Here is a 12489-nt window from a genome sequence, read left to right as displayed (position 1 = left end):
ATGCTGCCGGACCTCGACCCGGTCGTCCTGCACCACATGGTGAACACCCTCGGTTGGCGCGACCTCCGCCCGATGCAGCGGGCCGCCGTCGCGCCGGTACGCGACGGATCGGACGCGCTGCTCCTGGCCCCGACGGCCGGAGGCAAGACCGAGGCCGCGCTGTTCCCGCTGCTGAGCCGGATGGGGGAGCACCGTTGGACCGGCACGTCTGTGCTCTACCTCGCCCCGCTGAAGGCGCTGCTCAACAATCTGCAACCACGGATCGAGCAGTACGCGGGCTGGCTCGGCCGACGAGCCGCGACCTGGCACGGCGACGTCAGCGCGTCCCGGCGACAGGCGATCCTCCACGAACGCCCAGACATCCTTCTCACCACCCCCGAGTCGCTGGAATCCATGCTGGTCAGCACGCGGGTCGACCACCGGCTCCTCTTCGCCGACCTGCACGCCGTCGTCGTCGACGAGGTCCACGCCTTCGCCGGGGACGACCGGGGCTGGCATCTGCTGGCCGTGCTGGAACGGCTGAGCCGGGTCGCCGGCCGGTCGTTGCAGCGCATCGGGTTGTCGGCCACCGTCGGCAATCCCGCCGAACTCCTGACCTGGCTCCAGGGAACTGGTGCAGGTCACCGGCGAGCCCAGGTCGTCGCCCCGGCCCCTGCGGCGGTGCCCGACGGCCCGCCGCCAGGTGACATCGAGTTGGACTACGTCGGCTCGCTGCACAACGCGGCAACGGTGATCGCCGGCCTGCACCACGGGAAGAAACGGCTGGTCTTCTGCGAGTCCCGACAGACCGTCGAGGAACTCGGTCAGCTGTTGCGCGGAAAGGGCATCACCACCTTCCTGTCGCACGCCTCGCTCTCCACCGACGAGCGCCGCCGCGCCGAGCAGGCGTTCAGCGAGGCGCGGGACTGCGTCATCGTCTCCACCAGCACACTTGAGCTGGGCATCGACGTCGGCGACCTGGATCAGGTCATCCAGATCGACGCCCCCGCCACGGTCGCCTCGTTCCTGCAACGCCTGGGCCGCACCGGCCGCCGACCCGGGACGAGCCGCAACTGCCTGTTCCTGACCCTCGACGGGGACGCGCTGACCGAAGCTGCGGCGCTCCTGCTGCTCTGGTCACGGGGCTGGGTGGAACCGGTGACCGCACCACCCGAGCCGAGGCACATCGTCGCCCAGCAGATGCTCGCGCTCTGCCTACAGGAGCATCGCGTCGGTGACCAACTCTGGACCCGTGAGTGGAACGGGCTGGCGCCCTTCGACCAGAGTGCCCGACCGATCCTCCGCCATCTCGTCGAGCGCGGCTATCTCGACCAGGACAGCGGGATGCTGTTCATCGGCCCGGCCGCCGAGCAGCGCTTCGGTCGTCGGCACTTCATGGAGCTGACCGCGGTCTTCACCGGCCCGCCGGAGTTCACCGTGCTGGCCGGCCGTCAGGAACTCGGCCGGATCGATCCGAGCCTGCTCACCGAGGAGGTACGGGGCGACCGCCGACTGCTGCTGGCGGGTCACCGTTGGCGTGTCACGTACATCGACTGGCGCCGGCGGCGCTGTTTCGTCGAGCCGGCCGACACTGGTGGGCGTGCCCGATGGCGCGGTGGTAGTTGGGCCTGTCTGAGCTTCGAGCTGAACCGCGCCGTCCGTGAGGTGCTGCTGGGTGCCGACCCGCCGGTGTCGATCACCCGCCGGGCGGCCGGCCGGCTGGCCGAGGCGAGGGCCGAGAAGGCCCACCTGGTGCACCCGGGCGGACCGGTGATTCTGCGGGACCAGCACGGCGATCTACGCTGGTGGACCTGGGCCGGCTTCCGAGCGAACGCCACCCTGACCGCCACGCTGGGTGAGGTCGTCGACCCGGTGGAGAGGTTCGACGACAACAGCATCCGGCTGCGGGAGAACCTCACACCGCAGGCGTGGCACGCCCTGACCGCCGATGCCCGAGTTCGGCTGTGTCTCCCCGCCGTCGACGAAAAGGCGTTGGCCGGCCTCAAGTTCAACGCCGCCCTGCCGGCCCGCCTGGCCACAGCGACGCTTGCCGCACGGCTGGCAGACCTCAACCGGGCAGCCACCGTGCTCGGCGAACCTACCCGCTTCGTGGTTCTCTGACCGCTTTCAGTGCCGAGGCGCCTCGCTGACCACCGTGGGGGAGAACTCGTTCGCGGCCTCGACCGCCCACTCCAGCGCGAAGTCGGCCTCCTCCTCCCAGCCCGGCTCGCCGCCGACGAAGTGCGACCGGCCGGGGAACTCCCGGTAGCTGGTGATCGCGGTCGAGCTGCGGTAGAGGTTGGCCAGACTGGCGGCGAGCGACTGCGGGATGACGTGGTCCGCGCCGCCAGCGGTGATCAGCAGCGGGGCGCGGTCGGCCCGCTTGCGGTCGATCATGGTGGCCGAGTCCGGGTCCAGGTTGGCGAACGATCCCTCGAACAGCACGTGGCCGGCGCCGGGCACGGCGTACCGCTCCCAGGCGGCGTCGGACGCGGCCCGGGTGAGCGTGTTGCCGAAGGCGTACCGGAAGTCCTCGGCGGTGAACGGCACCGCGCGATGCCGGTTGGCCGGGTTGTGCAGGATGGAGAACCCGGAGCGCAGCGTGCTCAACGGCAGCTTGAGCACACCCTTCACCGGCGCGGGACGCACGCCCACGACGGCGGCGCCGAGCCGGCGGTCCAGCAGCAGTTGGGCGACCAGACCGCCGAACGAGTGCCCCATCACGATCGGCGGCCGGGGCAGCCCTCGGATGATCGCCGCGGAGTGCTCGACGATGTGGGTGATCCGCTGGCCGGCGATCGGCGTCGGGTCGGCCCGCAGCTCCGCCGGCTCGCGGTCCATGCCCGGCCAGGCGGGCGTGAGCACCCGGAAGCCGCGAGCCGCGTAGCGGTCCGCCCAGCGCTCCCAGCTTCGTGAGGTCATCCAGAGGCCGTGGATGAGCACGATCGTGTCGACCCGCCCGGTCGGTACGCCCATACCCCCGCTTACCCGGCCCGGCGGCGCACACTCCCAGGCGGGCTCGTTGAGAAGGGGCCCCTTCTCTACCGGAGGCGTTAACAGGGGGCCCCTCCTTACGCCTGACAAATGTCACGGGCGGAGGGTGACGGGTGCTCCGGGGGCCCGACCGTCGTACGCCGGAGCATGATTGGCATGACCGACACCGCACCGGCCGTCGAACTGGCCGGACTCACCAAGACCTTCGGCCCGGTGACCGCCGTCGACGGGCTCAGCCTGCGGATCACCCCCGGTGAGGTGGTCGCCTTCCTCGGCCCCAACGGCGCCGGCAAGACCACCACCGTGGACATGCTCCTCGGGCTCGCCCGGCCGGACGCCGGCACGGTCCGGCTCTTCGGCGGCAGCCCGGCCGACGCCGTCCGGCACGGCCGGGTCGCCGCCGTGATGCAGACCGGCGGCCTGCTCAAGGACCTCACCGTCGCCGAGACGGTACGGATGACCGCGCACTTCTACGGTCACACCCGGCCGGTGTCGGAGGTGCTGGAGCGCGCCGGCCTCGCCGAGATCGCCGACCGGCTGGTGGGCAAGTGCTCCGGCGGCCAGCAGCAGCGCCTGCGCTTCGCGCTCGCGCTGCTGCCCGACCCGGATCTGATGGTGCTGGACGAGCCGACCACCGGCATGGACGTCGAGGGCCGGCGCGACTTCTGGCAGGCCATCCGCGCCGACGCCCGTTCCGGCCGGACCGTCCTGTTCGCCACCCACTACCTGGACGAGGCCGACGCGTACGCGGACCGGATCGTGCTGGTCCGGCGGGGGCGGCTGGTCGCCGACGGGACCACCGCCGAGATCAAGAACCTGGCCGCCGGCCGGGTGGTGCGCGCCACCCTGCCCGGCGCCGACCAGGCCGCGCTCGCCGCGCTGCCCGGCGTCCGCTCCGTCGAGGTACGCGGCGACGCGATCCTCGTGCACAGCGAGGACTCCGACGTCGTCGCCCGGCACCTGCTGACCCGGACCGACGCCCGGGACCTGGAGATCACCTCGCACAACCTCGAGGACGCGTTCCTCGCCCTGACCGCCGCCTGACCGACCTGCCCGGGAGCCCCACCATGACCGCGACCACCTCGCCCGACACCACCACCGCGTCCGGCCCGGCCGACCGCCGGCCGCCCGCCCTGGGCGGGTTCTCCGCCGCCGTGCTCGCCATCGAGATCCGCCGGGTGCTGCGCAACCGCCGCACGCTGATGTTCATCCTGGTCATGCCGGCGGTGTTCTTCCTCCTCTTCGGGTTGCCCTCGCGCGGCGAGACGCTCGACAACGGCCTGCCGGTGACCGGCTGGATCATGATCAGCCTGGCCGTCTACGCGGCCATGGTGGCCACCACCAGCGCCGGCGCCGCCGTCGCCACCGAACGCGCGCTGGGCTGGAGCCGCCAGTTGCGGCTGACCCCGCTGCGCCCCGCCGCCTACGTGGCGACGAAGGTGGCCACCGCGATGGTGCTCGGACTGCTCGGCGTCCTCGTCGAGTTCACCGTCGGCGTCGCCTCCGGGGTCCGGCTGCCGGCGCACGTCTGGCTGGAGTCCGGCCTGACCGCCTGGATCGGCTCGCTGGTCTTCGCCGCGTTCGGCCTGTTCGTCGGCTACCTCGCCCCGGCCGAGAACGTCATGCAGTTCATGGGCCCGGCGCTGGCCATCCTGGCCATGCTGGGCGGCCTGTTCGTTCCGCTCCATCTGCTGCCCCACGTGATGCAGCAGATCGCCAAGTTCACCCCGGTGTACGGGGTCGGCCAGCTCGCCCGCGCGCCGCTGACCGGTGCTGGCGTGGACTGGGCGGCGGTCGGCAACGTGGCCGCCTGGACCGCGTTCTTCGGTCTCGGCGCGACCCGGCTGTTCCGCCGCGACACCACCCGCGTCTGAGCGGGCACGGCGGCACTAGCGTGGTGGGCGTGACGTCGACGCCCGAGCGGGTCCGGCCGGCGAACCGCCACTGGCGGTTCACCGGCTGGCTGCTGGCGGCGGTCTGGCTCTTCTTCCTCAACGTCCCGTTCCGCACCGCGCTGCACCAGCCGGATCTGGGGCGGCGGCTGCTCGGGCTCGGCTCCGTGGTCGCGTTCGCCGTGGCGTACGTGCTGATCTTCGAGTGGGGCCGCGCTCTGCGGCAACGACACCGCCCGGTCCCGGCCGGCCGGGCCCGGTCGTTGATCGCGCTGCTGCTCGCGCTCGGCCTGGTCGGCATCCCGGGCACCGACGGCGACTGGCTGACCACACTGGTCTTCGTGGCCGCCGCCGCGGTGTTCCTGCTGCCGCCGGTCGAGTCCCTGGTCGTGGTGGTGCTGGCCGCGGCGACCCCGCCGGTGACCTCGCACCTGGTGGCCGGTTGGGAGTCCGAGAGCACCCTCGTCTTCGTGGTGCTGCTCGCCTCGTTCGCCATGTTCGGGGTGAGCCGGCTGGCCCAGCGCAACGGGGAGCTCCAAGCCGCGCAGCAGGAGATCCACCGGCTCGCGGTGGCCGAGGAACGCGCCCGCACCGCCCGGGACCTGCACGACATCCTCGGGCACTCGCTGACCGTGGTGGCGGTGAAGGCCGAGCTGGCCGGCCGGCTGCTGGAGCTGGACCCGGCCCGCGCGGCGGTGGAGATCGCCGACGTGGAGCGGCTGGCCCGCCAGGCGCTGGCCGACGTGCGGGGCACCGTCGGGGCGTACCGCGGGGTGGATCTGGCGTCCGAGCTGGCCGGCGCCCGCTCGGCGCTGGCCGCGGCGGGCATCGTCGCGGAACTGCCCGAGGCGGTGCCGGAGCTGCCGGCGGAGCGGGACGAGCTGTTCGGCTGGGCGGTTCGCGAGGGGGTGACGAACGTGGTGCGGCACAGCGGCGCGCGACGCTGCGTGATCCGGGTCGGCCCGGCGGCGGTGGAGGTGTGCGACGACGGCCGGGGGCCGGCCGGTGAGCCGGCGGGCGGCGGGCACGGGCTGGTCGGGCTGCGCGAGCGGGCGGGCCGGTTGGACGCCACGGTGACGGTGGCCCGGGCGCCCGGCGGGCGCGGTTTCCTGCTGCGGGTCACGGCGCCGGAGCCGAACGGGAGGGCCGGCGGGTGACCGGGACGATCCGACTGCTGCTCGCCGACGACCAGGCCCTGGTCCGGGGCGCCCTGGCCGCGCTGCTGTCGCTGGAACCGGATCTCACCGTGGTGGCGGAGGTGAGCCGGGGCGACGAGGTGGTGCCGGCGGCGTTGCGTAGCCGGCCGGACGTGGCGCTGCTCGACGTGGAGATGCCGGGGATGGACGGGGTGGCCGCCGCCGCGGCGCTGCGCGTCGCGCTGCCCGACTGCCGGGTGCTGGTGGTGACCACCTTCGGCCGGCCCGGCTACCTGCGCCGGGCGATGGAGGCCGGCGCGAACGGCTTCGTGGTCAAGGACACCCCGGCCCGCCAGCTCGCCGACGCGGTCCGCCGGGTGCACGCCGGCCTGCGGGTGGTCGATCCGACGCTGGCCGCCGAGACGCTGGCCACCGGGCCGAGCCCGCTCACCGAGCGGGAGACCGAGGTGCTGCGCACGGCCCGGGGCGGCGGCACGGTGGCCGAGCTGGCGGCCACGTTGCACCTGTCCGAGGGCACCGTCCGCAACCATCTCTCGTCGGCGATCGGCAAGACCGGCGCCCGCAACCGCGCCGACGCCGTCCGCCTGGCCGAGTCCCACGGCTGGCTGCTCGGATAGAAGGAGGGGCCCCCTCTTAACGCCTGCGGTAGAGAAGGGGCCCCCTCTCACACCCACCTGTTAACCGGGGGCCCCTCCTTCGACCAGCGTCAGGGGAGGACGACGAAGCTGGTGCCGGGGGCCAGGGCGGCGAGGAGTTGGCGTTGGGCGCTGCGGGTGAGCCGGATGCAGCCGTTGGTGACGTCCTCGCCGAGCGTGTCGTCGTTCTGCCAGGAGTGCAGCCCGATGTGGGCGCCGCGTAGGCCGGTCGGCACCGCGTCCGGGTCGTCGGGGACCGCGCCGAGGGCGAAGATGTCGACCCCGCCGTAGACGGCCTGCGGGGGTTGGGTGCGACCGAGCACGAACGTGCGGCCGAGCGGTGTGAGCTGGCCGGGCATGCCGAGGCTGACCGGCCAGGTGTGGACCGCGCGCCCGTCGCGGAGCCAGGTGAGCCGGTGGGTGCGCCGTTGCACGACGATCTGGTCGCGCAGCGCCACCGTGGTCCAGCCGCCCGCGGGCAGCCAGGCGATGGTGCGGTTGGCCGACGGGAGCAGCACCGCGGTCCAGCCGGCGCGGCGTTGCACGATCGGCACGGTCAGCCGGACGTCGCTGATCGTCGGCGCGAGGAAGGCCAGCGGCCGGCCGCCGGGCGCGTCGTACGCGGCGACCTTGCCGTTCGGCCGCGCGCCCTCGCGCAGTGGCCGGGTGTCGGCGGGGGCCGGGTCGGCGGGAAAGCCGCCCGGCGCCGGGTCGTAGGTGACCACCGGCAGGTCGGGCGGCGCGGGCGCGGCGGGCGGAACGGGCTCCGTCGTCGACCGGGCGGGGGTCGAGGGTCCGGCGGCGGGCGCGGCGGCGACCGGCGCGGGTGGCGGGGCGCCGGTCAGCGCGCGACCGACGAGCAGCGCGGTGGCCAGCAGCAGCGGTACGCCGAGCGCGGCGAACAGCCAGCCGGGCATCCGCCGCTCGGTTATCCGGTCGAAAGGCACAAAACTACTCTATCCGCCCGAAAGCCCCCGCACCGCGAACTGCGGCACGGGGGCCTTCCGGCGGGCGAGGTCAGCTCACCTTCGCGCCGACGTGGATGGCGATCGCGTCGTGCGCGTTGACGGTCGCGGCGAACCAACCCGCCGAGTCCACGGTGACCACCGGGCCGCTGCACGAGCCGTTGCGGAACGTGCCGTGGATGACGTCGCAGTAGCGACCGGCCGGCAGACCGGTGTAGTAGGACCGGCCGCTCACCGCGAAGTCCTCGTCGTTGAGCGTCAGGTAGCCCTTGCCGGCCCGGCTGAACGCGATGTGCTGGTAGCCGTTGTCGTACCAGTTGGCGACCGCCGCGCCCTCGGTGGCGTTGCGGAAGCCGACCATGTTGGCGATCACCGGCCAGCGGTGCTCGCACTCCCAGCCGGAGTAGCAGGTGGTGTTCCTGACCTTGTTGCTGCCGTCGGCGGGCGGGCCCTGGTCCCGGTTGCTGTACGTGAAGCTGGACATCACCGCCGGGGTGCCGTAGGGCCAGGCCAGCATGAACGCGTTGGCCAGGGCGTACTCGCCGCGGTCGCGGTAGGTGAGCACGCCGCCGTCGCGCTGGGTGTCGTGGTTGTCGGTGAAGACCACCGCCGAACCGCTCGGCAGGTAGCCCCAGGCCTGGCCGAAGTTCTTCAGGTACGCGAGCCGCTCATTGTTGAACATCCGGGCCAGGTCCTTGCCGTACCGGAACTCGTGCACGTCGCCGTTGCCGGTGTACTCGGTCGGCTGCACCGGCTCGCCCGCGCCGTAGATGACCTCCTGCACCAGATAGGCGGGGCGGGACAGCCTGGCCTTGATCGCCGCGATGTCGGCGGCCGGCATGTGTTTGCTGCCGTCCAGCCGGAACCCGTCCACGCCGAGCGAGAGCAGGTCGTTGAGGTACGCGGCCAGTCGGCTGCGGACGTAGTCCGACTCGGTCTTGAGGTCGGCGAGGTTGACCAGCTCGCAGTTCTGCACCTCGTACCGGTCGTTGTAGTTGGCGATGTCGTTGTTGCCGTTGCGACCGCAGTAGTGGAAGTCCTGCGCGGAGTAGGTGCCCGGGTAGGTGTAGTGGCCGTAGGACGTGCCGGCCCAGCCGGTCCCACCGTTCTCCTGGCCGGACATGTGGTTGACCACGGCGTCGACGATCACCTTGACGCCGGCGTTGTGGCAGGTGTTCACCATGGACTGGAACTGGGCGCGGGTGCCCTTGCGGGATTCGATCCGGTAGCTGACCGGCTGGTAGGACACCCACCACGGGCTGCTGTTGACGTGCTCCTGCGGCGGGGACACCTGGACGTAGCCGTAGCCGGCGGGGCCGAGCGTGCTGGTGCACTCGCTGGCCACCGAGGTCCAGTTCCACTCGAAGAGCTGGACGATGACCTTCTTGCCGCCCGCGGGGGCGGCGGCGGCCGGGGGTGCCGCCACGGTGGTCGGGATGAGCAGGCTCGCGGCCACGCCCAGGGCGAGCGCGGCGGCGCGGCATCGGCGTCGATGCATCAGGACTCCTCGGGGGGTACGGGGGTGTGGGGAGTTGAGCCTGGAGAGGGGCAGTGCCGACTTCTTGCAGTCAGCACTGAAATTTTCCGCAAGGTTACGAGTGTGTTGCAAGAAATGTCAACGCATGGGCATTCGTCGTTGCGTCGGGCGCTACACGCGCGCCCGGTCGGGACGGTTCGAGGACCCGGTCGAGAAATTCGCCACCAGAGGTGATCCGTCCGGGCCGCCGCTCCGTACCTGAGGTGGGAGCAGGGTCGGCCGGTGGGGGCGCCGCCGCGAGACGATCGAGGAGCAGATGGCCCGGGCACAGCAGAACGAGAAGGCGACGACCGTCCGGACCGCCACCACCAGTCGTGGTGTCCGAACCGTGTCGAAGCCCGCGATGGTGGCACTCACCGCCTCCGCGCTCGGCCTCGTGTGGGCGGGTGTGGAGCTGGCCGGCGCCGGCGGCGTCATGTACTCGTACGGATTCTTCTTCACCGAGTTCTTCGCCGGGGTGATCGCCCTGGTCTCGCTCAGCCTCACCGTGATGCTGGGGCTGCTCGCCACGGACCGGCTGGTGCTGCTCATCCGGCACCGGGTGCTGCTCCAGTCGGCGCACCGGGCCACCGGCGTGCTCGGCGTGGCCGGGCTGGTCTTCCACGTCATCACCAAGATCGCCATCGGCCGGGCCGGCCCCACCGACGCGGTGGTGCCGTTCGTCGGCGGCAACGGCCTCTACGTCGGGCTGGGCACCGTCGCCGCGCTGCTCATGGTGGGCGTGCTCTGGACGGGCCTGGTCCGGGTCCGGTTCGCCGGCGTCGGTCCGAAGTGGCTCTGGCGCTCGCTGCACTCGATGGCGTACGTCTCCTGGCCGTTCGCCCTGTTCCACGGCCTGAACGCCGGCCGGACGGCGAAGGGCTGGGTGGTGTTCAGCTATCTCGGCTGCGTCCTGCTCGTGGTGGTGGCGCTGCTGGTGCGCCTCTCCGTGCACCTCGGCAAGCGCAGCCGCGAGCAACACCAGGCCGTCGCGTTGAACAAGGCGATGGCCGGCAGAGGCGAGGAGCGCACCGGCGTCCTCGCGGCGTTGCTGGGTAGGAAGACCGCCGGCAAGCAGGAAAGCGCCGCCGGCAAGGGCCGCTGGGCCGAGGCCACCGCCGGATGGACCGCGCCCGCCGGCACCGCCCGGCGGCGCGACCCGGAGCGGTTCGCCGTACCCGTGGTGCCGGAACCCGGGTCGCTGCGCGAGCCGGTCCGCGCCGCCGCCGCCCGGCGGCGCACCGGGGAGCCGGCCGAGCCGGCCCGCCGCGCCCGGACGTCTGAGGCGCCCGCCGAGCGGCGTGCCGCCCGCCGCCGCGACACCGAGGAACGGGTGATCCGGCGGTCCCGGATCGACGAGGAGACCGCCGCCCGGCACTCCGCGCCGCCGGAGAGTGGTGGCCGGCACTCCGCGCCACCGGACACCGGTGGCCGCCACTCCGCCCCGCCGGACGACGGCCGGTACGCCACCCCGGCCGAGGTGGCCCGCTACTCGGCCCCGCCGCGCCCGAACGACGAGGCGGAGGAGCCGTGGGACAGCCCGCGCCGCTGGGCGAGCGAACCGATCTCCGCCGGCCCGATCTCCGCCGAGCCGCGCAGCGGGACCGGCCGGCGCCACCGCGACGAGGAGGACGTGCCGGAGGAGCCGGACTACTGGCGCCCGCCGGCCCGCTACGCCGCCGACGACGACGCGTTCGTCGACGACACCCCGACGCTCGTCGACCTCGCCTCCCGCCGGGCGATGCGCGCCACCAAGGAGAGCCGCTCCGGCCGCCGCCGCAAGAAGGCCGACGCGGACGCGGTCGACGGGGCGTACTGGGCCGGGCTGCGTGGTGAGGCCCGGTGAAGCGGACGACGGTGCCGCCGGTCGCCTGCGTCGGTGAGCCCCGCCTGACCGCCGGCTTCGCCGAGTTCGGCCGGCTCGACCTGCTCGCCCACGAGGAGGTGCACGGCCCGATCGGCCCGATGGAGCCGGCCGCGCTGCTGCGGCTCGCCGAGGCGATCGACCTCAAGGGCAAGGGCGGAGCGGGCTTCCCGTTCGCCCGCAAGCTGCGCGCGGTGCTGGAGTCCTGCGAGCGGCAGGACCTCGCCGCCGTGGTGGTGGTCAACGCCACCGAGGGGGAGCCGGCGAGCTGGAAGGACAAGGTGCTGCTCACCCGGGCCCCGCACCTCATCCTGGACGGCGCCGCGCTGGCCGCGTTCGCGCTGGACGCCGAGGAGATCGTGATCGGGGTCGCCGACGACGACGTGGGCCGGCCCTCGCTGACCGAGGCGTTGCAGGAACGGCGGATGCCGGTGCCGACCACTGTCGTCACCGTGCCGCACCGGTTCATCTCCGGTGAGGGCGGCGCGCTGGTCAACGGCATCAACGGCCTGCCGCACATCCCGCCCGGCACCAAGAAGCGCTCCAGCGACTCCGGCGTCGGCGGTCTGCCCACCCTGCTCTCCAACGCCGAGACCTACGCCCAACTCGCCGTCGCCGCCCGGATCGGCCCCTACGAGTACGCTGCGCTCGGCACCGACGACGAGCCGGGCACGGTGCTGCTCACCGTCACCGGGTCGGCGAAACGGCCCGCCGTGGTGGAGTGCGCCGCCGGCACCCCGCTACGCGAGATCCTGGACCTGTGCGAGGTGCCGCCGGGGCCGGGCATCCTGATGGGCGGCTACCACGGCAAGTGGATCACCGCCGAGGCGGCGGCCCGGGCCGAGGTCTCCCGCCGGGGGCTCACCGCGGTCGGCGGCACGCTCGGCGCCGGCATCATCGTGCCGCTCGGCGCCGACACCTGCCCGCTCGGCGAGGCCGCCCAGGTGGTCCGCTACCTGGCCGGCGAGTCCGCCGGGCAGTGCGGCCCGTGCAAGATGGGCCTGCCCGACCTGGCCCGCTCCGTCGACCTCGCGGTCTCCGGCAGCGCGCCGATCGAGCTGGTCCGGGCGGCGGCCGGTGACGTGAAGGGACGCGGCGCGTGCAGCCACCCCGACGGCACCGCCCGGTTCGCGCTGTCCGCCATGGAGGTGTTCGCCGACGACCTGCGGTTGCACGCCACGGGGGAGGGCTGCGGCAAGCGGGTCAAGGGGGTGCTGGGCCTGCCCGGCGCGCCCGACGCGAACCCGCAGAAACTCACCCTGGACTGGTCCCGCTGCGACGGGCACGGGCTCTGCGCGCACGTCGTGCCGGACTTCATCCGGCTCGACGGCAACGGCTACCCGGCGTTCCCGCCCACCCCGGTGCCGACCTGGCTGCGCGAGGGCGCGCTCAAGGCGGTCAAGGTCTGCCCGGAACTAGCGCTCCGCCTCGTCCGATCCGACTAGGGCGTAAGGAGGGGCCCCCTATTAACGCCTCCGGTAGAGGAG

General features: G+C 73.2%; 10 protein-coding genes. 7 read left to right on the top strand and 3 right to left on the bottom strand.

What is annotated here, in order from left to right:
• Entirely contained in the window at positions 1–2100 is a 2100-nt protein-coding gene (locus AB0H28_RS12335; protein ID WP_358037737.1) for a DEAD/DEAH box helicase, read from the top strand.
• Positions 2101–2106: 6 nt separating this feature from the next.
• On the opposite strand, the gene AB0H28_RS12330 is transcribed toward AB0H28_RS12335, so the two are convergent.
• The gene (locus AB0H28_RS12330; protein WP_358037734.1) at positions 2107–2955 is read right to left on the bottom strand and encodes an alpha/beta fold hydrolase; all 849 of its coding nucleotides are present in this window, start codon (positions 2953–2955) and stop codon (positions 2107–2109) included.
• Between the two features lie 174 nt (positions 2956–3129).
• Here AB0H28_RS12330 and AB0H28_RS12325 point away from each other — a divergent pair, with 174 nt between their 5' ends.
• From AB0H28_RS12325 to AB0H28_RS12310, 4 genes are read left to right on the top strand one after another with little or no spacing between them, the layout of a single operon-like run.
• Positions 3130–4017, top strand: coding sequence for an ABC transporter ATP-binding protein (locus AB0H28_RS12325; protein WP_358037731.1), 888 nt, complete (start codon positions 3130–3132; stop codon positions 4015–4017).
• 23 nt (positions 4018–4040) lie between these two features.
• On the top strand, positions 4041–4847 hold the full coding sequence (locus AB0H28_RS12320; protein ID WP_358037727.1) for an ABC transporter permease: 807 nt from the start codon (positions 4041–4043) through the stop codon (positions 4845–4847).
• Positions 4848–4876: 29 nt separating this feature from the next.
• Complete coding sequence (locus tag AB0H28_RS12315; RefSeq protein ID WP_358037724.1) at positions 4877–6022, top strand: histidine kinase; 1146 nt, start codon at positions 4877–4879, stop codon at positions 6020–6022.
• On the top strand, positions 6019–6639 hold the full coding sequence (locus AB0H28_RS12310; protein WP_358037721.1) for a response regulator transcription factor: 621 nt from the start codon (positions 6019–6021) through the stop codon (positions 6637–6639). Before AB0H28_RS12315 ends, AB0H28_RS12310 begins: the two co-directional genes overlap by 4 nt.
• Positions 6640–6728: 89 nt before the next feature.
• Here the strand turns inward: AB0H28_RS12310 and AB0H28_RS12305 are convergent, their stop codons facing one another.
• A complete protein-coding gene (locus tag AB0H28_RS12305) occupies positions 6729–7604 on the bottom strand; it encodes a L,D-transpeptidase (RefSeq protein WP_358037718.1) in 876 nt (291 codons plus the stop codon).
• 70 nt (positions 7605–7674) lie between these two features.
• Positions 7675–9120, bottom strand: a complete 1446-nt coding sequence (locus AB0H28_RS12300; RefSeq protein WP_358037715.1) for an alpha-amylase family glycosyl hydrolase — start codon at positions 9118–9120, stop codon at positions 7675–7677.
• Positions 9121–9487: 367 nt separating this feature from the next.
• Here AB0H28_RS12300 and AB0H28_RS12295 point away from each other — a divergent pair, with 367 nt between their 5' ends.
• Both AB0H28_RS12295 and AB0H28_RS12290 read left to right on the top strand, forming a co-directional pair.
• The gene (locus AB0H28_RS12295; protein WP_358037712.1) at positions 9488–10984 is read left to right on the top strand and encodes a hypothetical protein; all 1497 of its coding nucleotides are present in this window, start codon (positions 9488–9490) and stop codon (positions 10982–10984) included.
• Positions 10981–12447 (top strand): NADH-ubiquinone oxidoreductase-F iron-sulfur binding region domain-containing protein, encoded by a 1467-nt coding sequence (locus AB0H28_RS12290; protein ID WP_358037709.1) that lies wholly within the window; start codon positions 10981–10983, stop codon positions 12445–12447. Before AB0H28_RS12295 ends, AB0H28_RS12290 begins: the two co-directional genes overlap by 4 nt.
• Positions 12448–12489 lie beyond the last annotated feature (42 nt).

The organism is Micromonospora sp. NPDC050980, assembly GCF_040653835.1.
In the GTDB taxonomy this organism is placed as follows: domain Bacteria; phylum Actinomycetota; class Actinomycetes; order Mycobacteriales; family Micromonosporaceae; genus Micromonospora.
The sequence above is the reverse complement of the archived record's forward strand: the minus strand, read 5'-3'. Positions and strand labels throughout refer to the sequence as shown.

Bases quoted from the DNA above. Each gene is read 5' to 3' on its own strand.
- AB0H28_RS12330 (WP_358037734.1), bottom strand. From the start codon at position 2,955: ATGGGCGTACCGACCGGGCGGGTCGACACGATCGTGCTCATCCACGGC.
- AB0H28_RS12335 (WP_358037737.1), top strand. From the start codon at position 1: ATGCTGCCGGACCTCGACCCGGTCGTCCTGCACCACATGGTGAACACC.
- AB0H28_RS12325 (WP_358037731.1), top strand. From the start codon at position 3,130: ATGACCGACACCGCACCGGCCGTCGAACTGGCCGGACTCACCAAGACC.
- AB0H28_RS12300 (WP_358037715.1), bottom strand. From the start codon at position 9,120: ATGCATCGACGCCGATGCCGCGCCGCCGCGCTCGCCCTGGGCGTGGCC.
- AB0H28_RS12320 (WP_358037727.1), top strand. From the start codon at position 4,041: ATGACCGCGACCACCTCGCCCGACACCACCACCGCGTCCGGCCCGGCC.